At 39.2% G+C, this 16,032-nt stretch carries 16 protein-coding genes; 13 read left to right on the top strand and 3 right to left on the bottom strand.

The genetic code is table 11. From position 1 onward, the window contains the following. Positions 1-119: 119 nt before the first annotated feature. Together rbr and AC0UMU_RS07490 are read right to left on the bottom strand one after the other, a co-directional pair. Positions 120-695 carry a rubrerythrin gene (rbr, locus tag AC0UMU_RS07495; RefSeq protein ID WP_009318349.1) on the bottom strand — a complete coding sequence of 192 codons (576 nt, stop codon included), beginning with the start codon at positions 693-695 and terminating at the stop codon, positions 120-122. A 151-nt stretch (positions 696-846) separates the two neighbouring features. After that, positions 847-2,130, bottom strand: coding sequence for a DUF2851 family protein (locus AC0UMU_RS07490; protein ID WP_288639986.1), 1,284 nt, complete (start codon positions 2,128-2,130; stop codon positions 847-849). Positions 2,131-2,294: 164 nt separating this feature from the next. Here AC0UMU_RS07490 and dapB point away from each other — a divergent pair, with 164 nt between their 5' ends. The 11 genes from dapB (at position 2,295) to folK (ending at position 12,174) form a co-directional block, all read left to right on the top strand. After that, positions 2,295-3,008, top strand: a complete 714-nt coding sequence (gene dapB, locus AC0UMU_RS07485; RefSeq protein ID WP_022600047.1) for a 4-hydroxy-tetrahydrodipicolinate reductase — start codon at positions 2,295-2,297, stop codon at positions 3,006-3,008. 24 nt (positions 3,009-3,032) lie between these two features. Beyond that, positions 3,033-4,496: a signal peptidase I gene (lepB, locus tag AC0UMU_RS07480; protein ID WP_022391229.1), complete on the top strand. Its 1,464-nt coding sequence runs from the start codon at positions 3,033-3,035 to the stop codon at positions 4,494-4,496. A gap of 6 nt (positions 4,497-4,502) precedes the next feature. Beyond that, complete coding sequence (gene lepB / locus AC0UMU_RS07475; RefSeq protein WP_022391230.1) at positions 4,503-5,504, top strand: signal peptidase I; 1,002 nt, start codon at positions 4,503-4,505, stop codon at positions 5,502-5,504. A 2-nt stretch (positions 5,505-5,506) separates the two neighbouring features. After that, complete coding sequence (locus AC0UMU_RS07470; RefSeq protein WP_022391231.1) at positions 5,507-6,136, top strand: WbqC family protein; 630 nt, start codon at positions 5,507-5,509, stop codon at positions 6,134-6,136. A gap of 188 nt (positions 6,137-6,324) precedes the next feature. Continuing rightward, a complete protein-coding gene (locus AC0UMU_RS07465) occupies positions 6,325-7,515 on the top strand; it encodes an MFS transporter (RefSeq protein ID WP_288639988.1) in 1,191 nt (396 codons plus the stop codon). Between the two features lie 297 nt (positions 7,516-7,812). Next, the gene (locus AC0UMU_RS07460) at positions 7,813-8,694 is read left to right on the top strand and encodes a cell division protein FtsX (protein ID WP_009318342.1); all 882 of its coding nucleotides are present in this window, start codon (positions 7,813-7,815) and stop codon (positions 8,692-8,694) included. Positions 8,695-8,715: 21 nt separating this feature from the next. Then, positions 8,716-8,937 carry a DUF3098 domain-containing protein gene (locus AC0UMU_RS07455; RefSeq protein ID WP_009318341.1) on the top strand — a complete coding sequence of 74 codons (222 nt, stop codon included), beginning with the start codon at positions 8,716-8,718 and terminating at the stop codon, positions 8,935-8,937. A gap of 19 nt (positions 8,938-8,956) precedes the next feature. Beyond that, a complete protein-coding gene (locus tag AC0UMU_RS07450) occupies positions 8,957-9,850 on the top strand; it encodes an undecaprenyl-diphosphate phosphatase (RefSeq protein ID WP_288639989.1) in 894 nt (297 codons plus the stop codon). Beyond that, on the top strand, positions 9,850-10,569 hold the full coding sequence (truB, locus tag AC0UMU_RS07445; RefSeq protein WP_022600037.1) for a tRNA pseudouridine(55) synthase TruB: 720 nt from the start codon (positions 9,850-9,852) through the stop codon (positions 10,567-10,569). The genes AC0UMU_RS07450 and truB overlap by 1 nt, the downstream gene beginning before the upstream one ends. Before the next feature lie 71 nt (positions 10,570-10,640). Continuing rightward, positions 10,641-11,690: a tRNA preQ1(34) S-adenosylmethionine ribosyltransferase-isomerase QueA gene (gene queA / locus AC0UMU_RS07440; RefSeq protein WP_022391235.1), complete on the top strand. Its 1,050-nt coding sequence runs from the start codon at positions 10,641-10,643 to the stop codon at positions 11,688-11,690. A gap of 10 nt (positions 11,691-11,700) precedes the next feature. After that, positions 11,701-12,174 carry a 2-amino-4-hydroxy-6-hydroxymethyldihydropteridine diphosphokinase gene (folK, locus tag AC0UMU_RS07435; RefSeq protein ID WP_009318337.1) on the top strand — a complete coding sequence of 158 codons (474 nt, stop codon included), beginning with the start codon at positions 11,701-11,703 and terminating at the stop codon, positions 12,172-12,174. 47 nt (positions 12,175-12,221) lie between these two features. Here the strand turns inward: folK and miaB are convergent, their stop codons facing one another. Next, the gene (gene miaB / locus AC0UMU_RS07430; RefSeq protein ID WP_288639993.1) at positions 12,222-13,598 is read right to left on the bottom strand and encodes a tRNA (N6-isopentenyl adenosine(37)-C2)-methylthiotransferase MiaB; all 1,377 of its coding nucleotides are present in this window, start codon (positions 13,596-13,598) and stop codon (positions 12,222-12,224) included. A gap of 380 nt (positions 13,599-13,978) precedes the next feature. Between miaB and AC0UMU_RS07425 the strand changes: the two genes are divergently transcribed. Together AC0UMU_RS07425 and AC0UMU_RS07420 are read left to right on the top strand one after the other, a co-directional pair. Next, a complete protein-coding gene (locus AC0UMU_RS07425) occupies positions 13,979-14,416 on the top strand; it encodes a hypothetical protein (protein WP_288639995.1) in 438 nt (145 codons plus the stop codon). A 42-nt stretch (positions 14,417-14,458) separates the two neighbouring features. Next, positions 14,459-15,952: a butyryl-CoA:acetate CoA transferase gene (locus tag AC0UMU_RS07420; protein WP_288639997.1), complete on the top strand. Its 1,494-nt coding sequence runs from the start codon at positions 14,459-14,461 to the stop codon at positions 15,950-15,952. Positions 15,953-16,032: the final 80 nt, after the last annotated feature.

Raw genomic sequence — 16,032 nt, 5'->3', positions numbered from 1 at the left:
TTTTACAAAAATAAGAAAAATAAATTATTATGCAATAAGAGTGATGATAATATGTTTATAGTCAAAAAAATACGGCTGTCCGAAATTTCAGACAACCGTAGAGCTCCGTAAATACACCATTAATAATTATCTCGTTTAGGTTCGAAAAAATCTTTCGGATGCAGACATGCCGGACATTTTTCGGGAGGAGTTTTTCCTTCGTGAACGAAGCCGCAGTTCCGGCATTGCCATTTAATGGGCTCTTCGCGTTTGAATACCATTTTATCTTCTACCCGAGCAAGCAATTTGCGATAACGCCATTCATGGAACTCTTCCACTTTGGCGATCATCTTAAACGCTGTGGCAATATCTTTAAACCCTTCATCGGCAGCTATTCCCGAGAAATCGGCATATAGAGAAGACCATTCGAGCTTTTCCCCTTCTGCTGCTTCCAGTAAGTTTTGAGCTGTATTGCCGACAGGTCCGGTAGGATAGTCGGCAGTAATCATTACCATACCACCTTCAAGATAATCGAAAAAACGTTTTGCATGAGCCTTTTCTTGATCTGCAGTTTCAAGAAAAATTCCGGAAATCTGTTCATAACCTTCTTTCTTAGCTACCTCTGCAAAAATAGAATAGCGATTTCTTGCCTGAGATTCACCGGCGAAAGCTTTCAATAAATTTTGTTCTGTGATCGTACCTTTAATTGTTTTCATACAAAAATAATTTATGCTGTTTGAGAATGAGCTGTCTTTGAAGAAATTCCGGTTTGGGGTGTTTCTTAGAAATAACATATTAAAACAAGAAAAGGTTTACGAAAATTTGAACGACTTCTTAAATAGTCTCTGAAATGAGATTTATTCTATTTTATTTACGATTTATCGGGCTTGATAATAATCTGTGTCCTATCCGGCAATACAGACATTTTTTAGGCACGCAATAGGCTGTATGTAGCTGTATCAGAGCTTGACTGTCGAGTGCATTATCGGTTTTGATTCCCGCTTGAGAAAAATATCGGATTATTCTGTTTTGTTCGGCTTTTATATTTTCCAACAGATTCATAGCCCGTTCGTTATAAACCTCATTCCCTGTTTTTACTCCATAAGCATATAATAGTGGGGCTACCGTATTGATCAGCAAAATATCTACGGCACTTTTCCCTAAAGCTTTAGGCCGTTGTGGTGACGGTTGTCCGAAAGAGTAATGAGTATCCCAATACCCGTTTAGGTAGAGATCGAACAGTCGTCGGAAAGATTTCTCATCTTTAGTTTCACGAATTTGGGTAAATAGAGAAAATCCTTGATGAATAAGTTGTGCCAATAAAGCGATTCGCTGATGAGGAAAATTTGCCGGACGCAATCGGGCGAATTTCCAACATTCCGGATTTAGAGGAGAAAGTCCGAATTTATTTTTGAGAAATGCATATTCGTTTACCATTCTTTGGTAATAAGCATCATTCGGGAAATGTTCCGGATCGAGTAATCCGGCTTGCCCGAAAAGAAAAGCTTCGATTTGGAACAGAGAGTCGGCATGTTTTTGCATGAACAGTAAGGGCAAGCTGCGGGCAAGCCTTTCGAAAGCATCGCTATTGGTTCCGAAACCCAAACTTCGAGATAAAGTAATGTAGCATACTTCTTCCCAATTTCCTCTATAAGATTCTAACCAGTTGCATATCCGTCGGGCTTTTTCTTGAAGGCGTTCCATCGCTAAAGACGTTATCCAGTCGGTTAAAAAAAGAGGCGGTAGTTCATGCAAACGGTCTCCGCAGGGAAGAAAGGAGTTTTGATGGATTAATAATTCATAATTGTCTTTAATTATGTCCGGATACCGTATTATGAGTTGGGGGATAATTTCTCCGGTAGAACGAACAATTTCTGCATCGTTGTTTTCTATAACATGTAATATTACCGAATCGTAAGATTTATCGTGGTTATGGTTATGAAGTTTCCAGTCGGAGGCGTTTTTATGTATTTCGACATTTCCTGCCCATAACTTTTCTCCTATACGGATTTTGGCATTGAAAAAGTCCGGACTGGAGTCTGAGTTTCGGTGTCCCGGATCGATAATTTCTATCTTTTCGCCTTTTGTCGTAAGTAAGTTCCGGTTATCGAAAAGGCGATGTTCCCAAACGTAATATAATAACTTTTCCATTGAATCATAATTTTGATGCTCAAAAGATTATCCGAATGTTATGAATTGTCGGAAAAAATCTTTGAGTTCGAAATTTCAGATTGAATTTATTATATTTGCAAATTAAAGAATATCCGGTAAAAACCGGATGATTTGTGAGATGTTTTAAAACAGAAATAGAACAGATGAAAATAGCGTTAATAGGTTACGGAAAGATGGGGCATGCGATTGAACAAATAGCCCTTCAGCGAGGACATGAGATCGTTTCTGTCATTGATGTGAATAATCAAGAAGATTTTACGTCTGATGCGTTCAAAAGTGCCGACGTAGCCATAGAGTTTTCTATGCCGGCCGTGGCGATGGATAATTATCGCAGGGCTTTTGCTGCCGGAGTTCCGGTCGTTTCGGGTACGACTGGTTGGCTTGAACATCTGCCTGAAATAAAAGAAGCTTGTAAAGCCGGACAAACATTTTTTTATGCTTCGAATTTTAGTTTAGGAGTAAATATCTTTTTCGCACTCAATAAATATCTGGCAAAAATTATGAATGATTTTCCGGCTTATGATGTGAGAATGGTAGAAACACATCACGTTCATAAGTTGGATGCTCCCAGCGGTACGGCGATTACGTTGGCGGAAGGTCTGATCGATAATATAGAACGAAAAAATAAATGGGTTGAAGGGAAAGAACCTGCAGAAGATGAGATCGGAATCTGTTCGGTAAGAGAAGGTGAAGTTCCGGGAATACATACGGTTATTTACGAATCGGATGTAGATACGATCAGCATAACTCATGACGCCAAAAGTCGTATGGGATTTGCTTTAGGTGCAGTGATTGCCGCAGAGTTTACTTGTGGGAAAAAGGGCTTTTTGACAATGCAGGACATGCTTAAATTTTAAGAACAACATTAATATACGATTATAATGGAAGAAGAAAAAACAACTATATCCCCGGAAAAGGAAAAATCGATAAAAGGGCGTTTTTCCGGTGTACGCAAAAGCCGGTGGATACGTTTTTCGATAGCATGTATCATCTATATAGCTTTTGCGATATGGCTCGATAATTATTATATTTTGCCGGGGCTGTTGGTTTTGCTCGATATATATATTACCCGATTTATACCTTGGACATTTTGGAAGAAGTCGAAAAATAAGGCTACTCGTAAAACGATGGAGTGGGTCGATGCCATTTTGTATGCTTTGGTTGCTGTTTATCTGATCAATACTTTCTTTTTTCAAAATTATAAGATCCCGTCTTCTTCTCTCGAAAAGACCCTATTGGTCGGTGATTATTTGTTTGTCAGTAAGTTGAGTTTCGGACCTCGTGTCCCGAACACTCCTTTATCTTTTCCGCTGGCGCAGCATACAATGCCGGTTATCAACACAAAGTCCTATATAGAGTGGCCGCAATGGCCTTATCATCGTCTGAAAGGTTTGGGACAGGTAGAACGCAACGACATCGTCGTGTTTAATTTTCCGGCAGGCGATACGGTGGCATTAAAGGTTCAGAATCCCGATTATTATACACTTTGTTATAATGAAGGTTGGGAAACAGTAAACAATAATAAGGCGGTTTTCGGTGATATCGTTTATCGTCCGGTAGATCGTCGAGAAAATTATGTGAAACGCTGTATAGGAATGCCCGGAGATAATTTTGAAATTCGTAATAATCAAGTGTATATCGATGGAAAGCCATTGAAAAATCCTAAAGAAATGCAGCTTAATTATTATGTAATGACCAGTAGTCCGGATATTCGGTTGGGAGAATCTAACTTCAGAGAATTGAATGTCAGTGAAGACGATCGTTTCCTCGTTAGTGGAGATCGTGGTTATGATAATGTTCTTGAATATTTGGGTTTTCCGAGAAATGCCGATATGGGATTCAATCCGGTTTATCGTCTTCCTCTTACTCAAGAAGCTTTAAATAAGCTGAAAAGCTATAAATTTATAACAAAAATAGTTCCCGAACCGGGAGATTTCGGTGGAGATACGTATCCTTTAGGATATTATAAGAAATGGACCCGTGCCGATTACGGGCCGGTTTGGATTCCCGAACGGGGTGCTGTATTGAAACTTACGCAAGACAATTTGCCTATTTATGAACGGGTGATTCGTAATTATGAGGGAAATGATTTGCAGGTAAAAGAAGATGGCAAGATCTATATAAATGGGAAAGAGACCGATATGTATCAATTTAAGATGAATTATTACATGATGCTCGGCGATAACCGGGATAATTCGGCGGACAGTCGTAGCTGGGGATTTGTCCCAGAAGATCATATAGTCGGCAAACCATTGTTTGTGTGGCTGTCTATTGATAAAGATAGAGGCTGGTTTGACGGACGCATTCGTTTTGATCGTTTCTTCAAATGCGTGACAAAGGATTGATGATTCATGAAGGAGAGGGGCGTACAGGAAGGGAAAATTCCATGGAAGCTGATTGTCGGAATTATATTGTCGGTGTGGCTTTTGCGGACTTTTTGTGCCGAATCGTTTCGTATCCCTGCCAATCAAATGGAAAATACTTTGTTAGAAGGCGATCATCTTTGGGTTTGGAAAAGCAGTTACGGTGTACGTGTGCCTCAAACCCCAGTTTCATTACCGTTTTGTTATGATACGATTCCCGGTACGAAAATCCGGTCATATATCTCTTTGGGAATCCCGGAAATGTATTTTTTCAGAAAGTTCCCTAATCGTAATGATATTGTCGTTTTTAATATTCCTTCTTTAGAAAAGAATATTCCGGTAGATCGAAAAAAAATTGCGGTTGCACGTTGTATCGGATTTCCCGGGGATACGGTAAGTTTTCAAAATGGGGTTTTACGTATTAATGGTAACTTCGTTTCTCAGCCTTCCCGTGCAATTGCTGCTTATTTCTGCGCCGATTCGGTAAAGTCGGTGATAGATTCCTTGTTTTTAAAGTTGAATATCACTCCTGTTTCAACGAAAATCGAGAAAAAAAGTCTCTATTTTTTGTCTCGTTATGACTATTTTAGAGTCAAGAACCTATTGGCTTCTCCTGATCTTTTACAAGAAGTTAATCTTGATCGCAATAATTTTCGGGTCGTACTTCCTTTGTTTGGAGAAGCTACATCGGTGAATGCCGAAAACGCTTCATTTATTGCCCGGTTGATGAGTGCGTATGAAGGAAGAGATGTAGAGGTGCGTGACGGAAGAATCTATGACGGTGAAACCGAAATAGTTTCATATCGTTTTGCTCAGCCTTACTATTGGGTATTGGCAGATAATCGTGAAATGGGAACAGATTCGCGAAGCTTCGGAGCTCTTCCTCATTCTCATTTGGTGGGTAAAGGTAGCCGAGTCTGGCTTTCTTTCGATTCGGGAAAGCCTTTTTATAAAGCTTTTCGTATCGACCGTATTTTTAAAGTTCTTTGATTATGACTTCAGCTTGTCTTTCTACAGCTTATTTAGCTCCGGTTTCTTATTATAAAACATTGTGTAACCGAGATCATATAATTGTGGAGAAATGCTGTAATTATGTAAAGCAAACTTATCGTAACCGATGTAATATAATTAGTGCAAACGGGTTGATTCCTCTTTCTGTTCCGGTGATCAAGCCCGATACGGCGAAGTGTCTTACTCGGGATATTCGCATTTCCGACCATGATAATTGGCAACACATGCATTGGAATGCTATTGTTTCGGCATACGGTTCTTCTCCTTTTTTTGAGTATTATCAAGATGATATTATTCCATTTTTTGAAAAAAAATTATCCGGGACATTCCTATTCGACTTGAACGAGTCTTTGCGGGAAACAATATGCAGATTGTTAGAAATAACGCCCAATGTTGTTTATAGCGATGAATATGTTGATTATACAGGAAGCGAAACAGATGATTTCAGAGATGTGATACATCCTAAAAAAGAGATTGATAAAAGATTTCATCTGCAACCGTATTATCAGGTCTTTTCATCGAAGTTTGGTTTTATACCCGATGCCAGCATTCTCGATTTGCTGTTTAATATGGGACCTGAGTCTCAACTTGTGCTTTATGATCGGATATAACTGTCGAAACAAAATGTAAAGAAGACCTTGTCCGAATTTCTTTATCGGAGAATTTAAACAGTCAAAGAGACGGCTGAATATTTTTGTTTGAAAACTATTACCTTTGCATCGAAAAATTCATGAATTTTTCCGTTGAGATGACTTTTGACACAAGATGCGGAAAATTATTGTGCTAAATCGAAAGTGTTATGATGAAGGATAAGTTGTGGACTCGAAGCTTTTTAGCGGTTGCCGGGGGTAATTTTCTTCTGTTTTTTGCTTTTTATCTGTTGTTGCCTGTGTTGCCTATGTATTTGATAGAACAATTCGGGTCGAATAAGGCGACTGTGGGAGTTATACTTTCCTCCTATACGATAACAGCTCTTTTTGTCCGTCCTTTTGCAGGATACATGGTCGATACATTTCCCCGTAAGCCGTTGCAGTTAATTTGTTATGGGATATTTACTCTATTTTTCGGCGGATATTTACTTGCCGGGACACTGCTTCTTTTTGCTGTAATAAGGGCGATGCACGGCCTGGCATTCGGTATGGTGACTGTTTCGAACAGTACTGTGGCGATCGATGTCATGCCGTCTTCACGCCGAGGGGAAGGAATAGGATACTATGGGGTAAGCAGTAATTTGGCAATGGCAATGGGACCTACCGTATCATTATATATATTGGATGCATTCCGCAATTATGATTCGATATTTTTATTATCCTTGTTTTCCTGTATATTGGGTTTCATTTTGATTACTACCATAAAAATGCCGTTGAAACAGCGTTCCGTTGAGATGCAGCCGGAAAAAGAACATGTCTCTCTCGATCGTTTTTTATTGGTAAAAGGAGTATCCGGAGCGATCTCTCTTTGCCTTCTCTCGTTCAGTTACGGAGTCCTTTCTACTTATCTGGCTATATATGGGAAAGAGGAGGTAGGAATAGACTCGGGAACAGGATTATATTTTATGCTTATGGCTTTCGGTCTTATATTTTCTCGGCTTACTACCGGAAAATATTTGAATAAAGGATTGATCGTCAATATGATAACAGTTGGGATTGTATTCCTTGTTATCGGTTATTCTGTTTTTATCTTTCTGAAATCTCTTGTGGGATATTATTTTTCTGCTGCTGTTTTAGGAATGGGATACGGTTTGATTTGTCCTTCATTTCAGAATCTTTTTATCAATTTAGCTACTCATAGTCAAAGAGGTACTGCAAATTCTACATTTTTTACCGCATGGGACTTGGGGTTAGGTTTAGGAGTCTTGATCGGGGGAAGCATTGCCGATATGTCGGATTATACCGCAGCTTATACGTTTGCATTGGTATTGGTGGTGTTAGGATTCTTTTTCTTCCGCCATATCGCAGGCCCTTATTTTGAGAAAAATAAGTTGAGATAATATTTTGTTAAAAAAAACGAATTAAAATGCCGTAATTCGTTTATTATTTGTTATTTTGCCTCAAATTTCGGGTAAAAGTGTACTTGCGTTATTTTAGTTATAATTGAAGTATTGCGGGAGTCTGAGAATAAGAGAGATAGAAAATAAAACAAAATATATCATCAAGCGGTAAAGTCATATCGGTTATCCGGTTTCTGAATTTTTTTAAGACTATCGATGTTTCTGTATCACTCTATTTTTTAGATTTCTTTCCTGAGCTTTTCAATGCTGTATTTTTGAATTATTACGAATAAAGTAATGAGCGAATCGAAATCCGGACGACATATTACGTTCTTTAATGCGCGCCTGACCTCTACTATCAGTATTTCCTTGGTACTTTTTATCTTGGGAATTGTTGTTCTTATGGGTATATTAGCAACGCGTCTTTCGATGTATGTAAAAGAAAACATGGGATTTTCCATTGTTTTGAAAGAGAATGTGAAGGAGTCGCAGGTGAAAAAGTTACAAAAAAAACTTGACATAGCTCCTTATGTAAGAGCGACTCAATATATATCGAAAGAAGATGCTTTAAAAGAGTTGGAGGTCGAATTAGGGGAAAACCCGAAAGATTTATTGGGCTTTAATCCGTTGCAAGCCTCTATCGAAGTAAAACTTCGTTCGGATTATGCTCATCCTGATAGTCTGGTGTGGATCGAGAAAGGATTAAGAAAAGGAACTGTTGCGATCGATGATATAGTTTATCAAAAAGATCTGATACAACTGGTAAATGACAACATTCGTCGTATAAGTTTTATGCTTTTGGGATTAGCTGTCGTACTGATGCTTATATCGTTCGCCTTGATCAGTAATACAATACGTCTCGGCGCTTATTCTAAGCGTTTTATTATTCATACTATGAAGTTGGTGGGAGCGACTCCTGCATTTATTCGCAAACCTTTCATCATATCCAATATTATAAACGGAATTATAGGTGCGTTTATAGCAATGGCTTTACTCTCCGGATGTGTCTATTATCTGCTGACCGAATTTGATAATCTGTACACATTGATCGATATCAGCTCCCTTTTTTGGGTGTTTGTGATTGTCCTTTTATTGGGAGTTGTACTTACTGCGATTTCTGCGTGGTTTGCTGTAAATCGTTATATCCGGATGGATCGGGATAATTTATATTATGTTTAGAACCATAGAAAATAAATATAGATGGATACAAAAGATTTTGCATTAGGAAAACAGAACTTGATTTTGATCGGTATCGCTTTTGCTGTGATTATTTTAGGGTTTGCTTTGATGGCAGGTCCCGGATCTACACCAGAACATTATAATCCGGATATTTTCAGTTTCAGACGTATCGTATTAGCTCCCGGTATTGCGTTTGCCGGATTTGTGTTTATGATTTATGCAATCATGAAAAAATCGAAATAAAACGCAGTACGATAAGTATATGGAAGAATTAAGTTGGTTTCAGACCATTATTATAGCGATTGTAGAAGGATTGACCGAGTTTCTTCCAGTTTCTTCTACCGGTCACATGATCATTGCCCAGAATATGTTGGGTGTCCCGAGTAGTGACTTCGTAAAAGCATTTACCGTGATTATACAGTTTGGGGCGATCTTGTCGGTAGTCGTGTTGTATTGGAAACGGTTCTTTAAGTTGAATCCTTGTAAAATATTCGATTCTGAGGCCGTTTCCGGAAAAACCGGATCTGCCCGATGGGTGGAATACGGCAGACGGTTTTTATATAAATACGATTTTTACTGGAAGCTGTTGGTCGCTTTTATACCTGCTGCGTTTTTCGGATTATTGTTCAGTGACAAAATAGACGAGATGCTCGAAAGCGTTACGGTTGTCGCCGTTATGTTGGTTATCGGTGGTGTTGTAATGCTGTTTGTTGATAAGTGGTTTAACAAAACGACACCCGATCAGACAATGACGCTGAAAAGAGCATTCAATGTGGGGCTGTTTCAGTGTATTGCTATGATTCCGGGAGTATCTCGTTCGATGGCGACTATTGTCGGAGGTATGGCTCAGAAAATGACTCGTAAAAATGCGGCCGAATTTTCTTTCTTTCTGGCCGTTCCTACCATGTTTGCAGCTACGGCATATAAATTGTTGAAACTACTGACTTCTGAAAATGGAATGCAGGTATTGCAAGATAATTTATTGACTTTGATTGTAGGTAATGTGGTAGCGTTTATCGTGGCTTTACTGGCGATTAAATTTTTTATCAGTTTTGTAACGAAATACGGATTTAAAGCGTTCGGATATTACCGTATTATTGTAGGAGGTATCATCATTGTGCTGATGTTGTTAGGGTATAATTTGGAAATAAGCTGATGAATTTTTTAGAAGGAGAAGTTCTCTATTTCGATAAGCCTTTGTATTGGACCTCTTTTAAGTTGGTTAAGATTGTGCGTACGCGCATATCGCGGAAGTTGAAAATAAAAAAGATAAAAGTCGGGCACGCCGGAACTCTTGATCCGTTGGCTTCAGGAGTAATGATAATTTGCACCGGGAAAGCGACGAAGTTGATAGAGAGTTTTCAGTACCAGACAAAAGAGTATGTCGCAACTTTACAGTTAGGAGCAACAACACCCTCTTTTGATCGGGAAACAGAAATAGATGGGGTTTATCCGACGGAACATATAACCCGTGAAGGCGTAGAAACGGTTTTAAGGCAGTTTGTCGGTTCTATTCAACAAGTTCCTCCGGTTTATTCCGCATGTAAGATCGACGGACGGAGAGCCTATGATTTTGCACGTAAAGGTGAAGATGTCGAACTGAAAGCGAAAGAGCTTGTTATAGATGAGATAGAGTTGCTCGAGTATCAGTCTGATATAATAAAAATCAGAGTGGTTTGCAGTAAGGGAACTTATATACGGGCTTTAGCACGGGATATCGGACAGGCGTTGGGTAGTGGGGCTCATTTGATCGGTTTGGTTCGTACCCGGGTAGGAGATGTCCGTTTGGAAGATTGTTTGCAAGTCGACCAGATCGATGAATTGGTCGAAAAGGCTGTTGTTACAGAAGTTGATAATAAAGAAGAAATAAAGTAGAATATTCCGGCATGAAGTGATGTCCTCTTAAAATAGGACAGTGCTTTTTCGGAAATAAAATTGATATACAAATGAAATTATCGCAATTCAAATTTAAGCTTACCGAGGAGCAAATAGCTAAATACCCGGCAAAAAACAGAGACGAATCGCGTTTGATGGTTGTGCACCGTAATACCGGTGAAATAGAACATCGTATATTCAAGGATATACTTGAATATTTTGACGATAAAGATGTTTTTGTTTTTAACGATACAAAAGTCTTTCCGGCAAGATTATATGGGAATAAAGAAAAGACAGGTGCGAAGATCGAAGTATTTTTGTTGCGTGAATTGAATGAGGAAAATCGTTTGTGGGATGTATTGGTTGATCCGGCACGAAAAATCCGCATCGGGAATAAGCTATATTTCGGTGAAGACGATTCTATGGTTGCCGAGGTCATAGATAATACGACATCGAGGGGACGTACTTTGCGTTTCTTGTTTGACGGTACTCATGAAGAATTTAAGGAAGCTCTTTATAAGTTGGGAGAAACCCCGCTTCCCCGCTACATAAATCGTCCTGCCGAACCGGATGATGTAGATCGTTACCAGAATATTTTTGCAAAAAACGAAGGCGCTGTTGTCGCTCCGGCTGCCGGACTGCATTTTAGCCGAGAGCTGTTGAAACGAATGGAGATAAAAGGAATAGAGAGCGGATTCCTTACACTTCATTCCGGCTTGGGAAATTTCCGTGAAATAGATGTAGAAGATCTTACCAAGCATAAAATGGATTCGGAGCAAATGTTGGTAACGCCAGAGTTGGTTGCTTTTGTAAATAAGGCAAAAGACGAAAATCGGCAAGTTTGCGCTGTGGGAACGTCCGTGATGAGAGCTATCGAAAGTACGGTAAGTACCGATGGTCACATGAAGCCTTATAGCGGTTGGACTAACAAGTTCATTTTCCCGCCTTATGATTTTACGGTAGCAACCAGTTTGGTCAGCAATTTCCACATGCCGCTTTCTACTATGTTGATGATGGTAGCTGCATTCGGAGGGTATGATCTTGTACTTGATGCGTATGACAAGGCATTGAAAGAAGGTTACCGGTTCGGTGCCTATGGGGATGCTATGTTGATCATTTAAACTATAAGGGATGAATATTGTTTATATCGCTTTGGGGTCTAATCTGGGAGACCGGAAATATTATTTGACTCGTGCGGTAGATGAAATAGAAAAGCGGATAGGGGAAATTATTTCTCTATCCGCTTTTTATGAAACCGAACCTTGGGGTTTTATTTCCCGATATCCCTTTTTGAATGCTGTCTTAAGAGTCGATACCGAGCATGATGCTATTTCTGTATTGGATTTGACACAGTCCATAGAAAAAGATTTGGGTCGTAAGGTAAAAAGTCATGGATCATATCAGGATCGCTGTATCGATATAGATCTCTTATTTTTTAATACTGAGATATTAAAAAACGACCGATTAGAACTGCCGCATCCTCTTTTACAAGAACGGCGCTTTGTCCTTGAGCCTCTTGTAGAGATTGCTCCGGATTTGTATCATCCGATCTTACATAAGACAATAAAAGATATATGGCAGGAATTTTTGTCTGTCTCAAAATAAGCAGAGACCATCTCTATTTTATTTTGAGATGGCCTCTGTTTTATAGATTAATTTATCGCTTCTCCCAATAGTGTTGCCGATGAAGCATCCGTGATTTTTACCTGCACGAAATCTCCGATATGGTAGTTTTGTTTCGGGAATACGACAACTTTATTTTGTCCGGTGCGTCCGAACAAGTCTTCTCTCGAACGTTTGGAATATCCTTCGACCAAAACCTCGAAAGTTTTGCCTATATCCCGTTTATTGCTCTCTGCAGACAGCTTATTTTGTAGATCGATCATTTGTTCCAATCGTTTTATTTTGATCTCTTCTGCAATATTGTCCGGCAGATGTTTAGAGGCGTATGTTCCGGGACGTTCCGAGTATTTAAACATGAAAGAAGCGTCGAATCCTACAGTTTGCATTAAGGATAAGGTTTCTGCAAAATCTTCATCCGTCTCGGAATGAAATCCGCTGAACATATCTGTCGTAATCCCGCAATCGGGAATTATCCGGCGAATAGCGGCGATTCGGTCGAGATACCATTCCCGGGTATATTTACGATTCATCAATTTTAAAATGCGGTTGCTTCCTGATTGTACAGGTAAATGTATATGGTGGCAGATATTCGGGTTTGCAGCAATCGTGTATAAAATATCATCGCTCATATCTTTGGGATGTGAGGTCGTGAATCTTATGCGTATTCCAGAGCCAGCTTCTTTTGCAACTAAGGCGAGTAATGCCGGAAAATCTATTTTTTCACCGTTGGGACGGCTGAATATATACGAATTGACATTTTGCCCTAATAAAGTTACTTCTTTGAATCCTCTGTCTTTTAGGTCATTCAATTCTTTAAGTATGCTTTCGGGTTCTCTGCTGCGTTCGCGTCCACGAGTGTAAGGAACGATGCAATAAGAGCAGAAATTGTTGCACCCTCGCATGATAGAGATAAATCCCGAAATGCGGTTTCCTCCGATTCGTTTAGGAATTATATTTTTATAAGTTTCTGTTGTCGATAGATCTACATTAATTGCTTTTTCCCCTTGTTCTACAGCTCCGATCAAGTTAGGGAGGTCAAGATAAGCATCTGGGCCTACAACTAAATCGACATGATGTTTCTCCAATAATTCTTCCTTTACCCGTTCTGCCATGCAACCGAGTATTCCGATTACCAGATTCTTTTTCTTTTTGCGTAAAGAGTTGAAGTATTGGAGACGAGATAAAACTTTCTGTTCGGCATTATCTCGAATAGAGCAGGTATTAATCAGGATAGCATCGGCGTCTTCGATAGAGTCGCATAGTGCATATCCGTCCATTTGCATAATAGAAGCTACAACCTCGCTGTCGGCTACGTTCATTTGACAACCATAGGTCTCGATAAAGAGTTTTTTTTCTGCTGTCTGCTCGGTCGCAGATTTAAAGTCTGCTTCGGAGTTTTCTTTCATTTGGATATATTTTTATAGTTAGAAATGGTATTATGTATTTTTTTTAGATAAAAACCTAACAAAAAATAATATATAATGCTTGCTTTTAAAAATTTATTTATACTTTTGCGTCTAACAATATATGAAATTTTTTCATAGTTAAGGTTTAGGTTAAATCTGTTAAGGGCAGTTGTGAAATTGCCCTTAATTCTTTATATACCATCGGTTTAATTTCTTATAGAGTATTTTTAACCTGCCTTTATTTATGAATTTGTTTCATATCGACTTTACATAACCGCTTTTCAGATCATTATATCTGACCGATCTGATATAAATTTTGAAAGTCATCTGTTGTTTATCAGCTTTATTTTGTACATTTGGGAACAAAAATACGAAAAGCTATGGAGAATTTGTGGATTTACGTTCTTCTTATTTTTATATTTATCGTCAGAGCGATTACTAAGAGTGCGCAGAAACAGATTGATGTCCATAAAAAAATAGATCAGGATGAGACATATATTCCGGCAGAAGAGGGCGAACATCCGGTAAATCGACCTTTAACTTGGGAGGATCTGTTCCCTTCGGAACCTAAACAGCAAGTACCTGTACGGCCTGTTGTTGTAAAGGCTGAAAAAGAAGAGAAGAAGATAAAGCTTACAAATATAGAATCGCCTTCTCAACCGGAAGTTACGAAAAAGGTTTCCGAAATCGTAAAAAAGGAAACTGTTATTCCGGATGAAGTTTATGATATTCCGAATTATTCGGATCTGTTACCTTATGGTTCGGATGAGCTCCGTAAAGCGATAATTGCTTCTGAAATTTTGGCAAGAAAGTTCTGAAAATTAAAAACACAATTGGTTCATATAAAATCTAACGCAAATATGTCATTTAAAGTTATTTCGGCAGAAGAAGCCGCCTCATATATTCATCACGACGATAATGTGGGCTTTGGCGGTTTCACAGCTGCGGGAACACCTAAAGTCGTACCCGCGGCAATAGCAAAGAAAGCACAAGAAGAACACGATGCCGGGCGTCCTTTCGCAATCGGCGTTTTTACCGGAGCTTCAACGAATGATTCTCTTGATGGGGCTTTATCCAGAGCCAAAGCAATAAAGACCCGTACACCTTATCAATCGCATAAAGACAGCCGCAATGTGATAAACAGCCGGGAGATGTCTTATTATGATATGCATCTTTCACATCTGGCTCAAAACTTGAGATATGGTTTTTTAGGAAAAATAAACGTTGCGGTTATTGAAGCTACAGATGTTTCTGAAGATGGCAAAATCATATTGGGTACAGGTGTAGGGATAGCACCTACGGTATGTCAGTTAGCCGATAAAATTATTATAGAACTTAATAGCCATAATCCGAAAGAGTTAGCCGGATTTCATGATATTTATCAACCTGCCGATCCTCCATACCGGCGTGAGATACCGGTGTATAAACCCAGTGACCGTATCGGTAAACCGTATATACAAGTCGATCCGAAAAAGATTGTGGGAATCGTGGAAACAAATCTTCCGGACGGTGTGAAGGAGTTTGCTCCGGCAGACGAGGTGACGACCCGTATTGGAGATAATGTTTGCAACTTCTTAGTTTCTCAGCTGAAAGCAGGTTTGATTCCTAAAGAGTTTTTACCGTTGCAGTCGGGTGTAGGGAACATTGCAAATGCCGTATTAGGCGGATTGGGAAATAGCCCGGATGTTCCGGCTTTTGAAATGTACACCGAAGTGATACAGGATGCCGTTATCGGATTGATGAAAACAGGTAAGTGTAAGTTTGCCAGCGGATGTTCATTAACTGTCAGTCCGGCTGTTTTAGACGAAATATATAAGGATATAGACTTTTTCAGAGATAAGATCGTATTGCGTCCGGGGGAAATCTCCAATAGTCCTGAAGTTGTAAGACGACTTGGTTTGATAACAATAAACACGGCTCTTGAAGCCGATATTTTCGGGAATATAAACAGTACGCATGTCACCGGTAATAAGATGATGAACGGTATCGGAGGTTCTGCAGACTTTACCCGCAACGCCTATTTATCGATCTTTACATGTCCTTCTGTTGCTAAAGGCGGAAAGATCAGTGCTATCGTACCGATGGTGTCTCATCTCGATCATAGCGAACATTCGGTAAGTGTTTTGGTGACCGAACAAGGCGTCGCCGATTTACGGGGAAAATCTCCGATCGAAAAAGCGAAGCTGATTATTGAGAATTGTGCTCATCCTATGTATAAACAATTGTTGTGGGATTATCTCAAACTTGAAAGGGGAGGACATACTCCGCATAATTTGAAAGTATGTTTTGCTTTTCATCAAGAATTCAATAAATCGGGGGATATGGCTTTGACTAACTTTGATGATTATAAATGAATCTGATGATTAAATAATAAAAGAGAAGAAGGTGTCTAAAAAGGATGCCTTCTTTTTTTGTTATGCTGCCCGTTTATTAT

The sequence above is a fragment of the Coprobacter fastidiosus genome (assembly GCF_982245605.1).
The sequence above is the reverse complement of the archived record's forward strand: the minus strand, read 5'-3'. Positions and strand labels throughout refer to the sequence as shown.

What these genes read in the sequence shown, in the direction of transcription:
- AC0UMU_RS07490 (WP_288639986.1), bottom strand. Translation starts at nt 2,130, where the DNA reads ATGGAAAAGTTATTATATTACGTTTGGGAACATCGCCTTTTCGATAAC.
- AC0UMU_RS07455 (WP_009318341.1), top strand. Translation starts at nt 8,716, where the DNA reads ATGGATACAAAAGATTTTGCATTAGGAAAACAGAACTTGATTTTGATC.
- truB (WP_022600037.1), top strand. Translation starts at nt 9,850, where the DNA reads ATGAATTTTTTAGAAGGAGAAGTTCTCTATTTCGATAAGCCTTTGTAT.
- lepB (WP_022391230.1), top strand. Translation starts at nt 4,503, where the DNA reads ATGAAGGAGAGGGGCGTACAGGAAGGGAAAATTCCATGGAAGCTGATT.
- AC0UMU_RS07450 (WP_288639989.1), top strand. Translation starts at nt 8,957, where the DNA reads ATGGAAGAATTAAGTTGGTTTCAGACCATTATTATAGCGATTGTAGAA.
- lepB (WP_022391229.1), top strand. Translation starts at nt 3,033, where the DNA reads ATGGAAGAAGAAAAAACAACTATATCCCCGGAAAAGGAAAAATCGATA.
- AC0UMU_RS07465 (WP_288639988.1), top strand. Translation starts at nt 6,325, where the DNA reads ATGATGAAGGATAAGTTGTGGACTCGAAGCTTTTTAGCGGTTGCCGGG.
- AC0UMU_RS07420 (WP_288639997.1), top strand. Translation starts at nt 14,459, where the DNA reads ATGTCATTTAAAGTTATTTCGGCAGAAGAAGCCGCCTCATATATTCAT.
- miaB (WP_288639993.1), bottom strand. Translation starts at nt 13,598, where the DNA reads ATGAAAGAAAACTCCGAAGCAGACTTTAAATCTGCGACCGAGCAGACA.
- folK (WP_009318337.1), top strand. Translation starts at nt 11,701, where the DNA reads ATGAATATTGTTTATATCGCTTTGGGGTCTAATCTGGGAGACCGGAAA.
- queA (WP_022391235.1), top strand. Translation starts at nt 10,641, where the DNA reads ATGAAATTATCGCAATTCAAATTTAAGCTTACCGAGGAGCAAATAGCT.
- dapB (WP_022600047.1), top strand. Translation starts at nt 2,295, where the DNA reads ATGAAAATAGCGTTAATAGGTTACGGAAAGATGGGGCATGCGATTGAA.
- rbr (WP_009318349.1), bottom strand. Translation starts at nt 695, where the DNA reads ATGAAAACAATTAAAGGTACGATCACAGAACAAAATTTATTGAAAGCT.
- AC0UMU_RS07425 (WP_288639995.1), top strand. Translation starts at nt 13,979, where the DNA reads ATGGAGAATTTGTGGATTTACGTTCTTCTTATTTTTATATTTATCGTC.
- AC0UMU_RS07470 (WP_022391231.1), top strand. Translation starts at nt 5,507, where the DNA reads ATGACTTCAGCTTGTCTTTCTACAGCTTATTTAGCTCCGGTTTCTTAT.
- AC0UMU_RS07460 (WP_009318342.1), top strand. Translation starts at nt 7,813, where the DNA reads ATGAGCGAATCGAAATCCGGACGACATATTACGTTCTTTAATGCGCGC.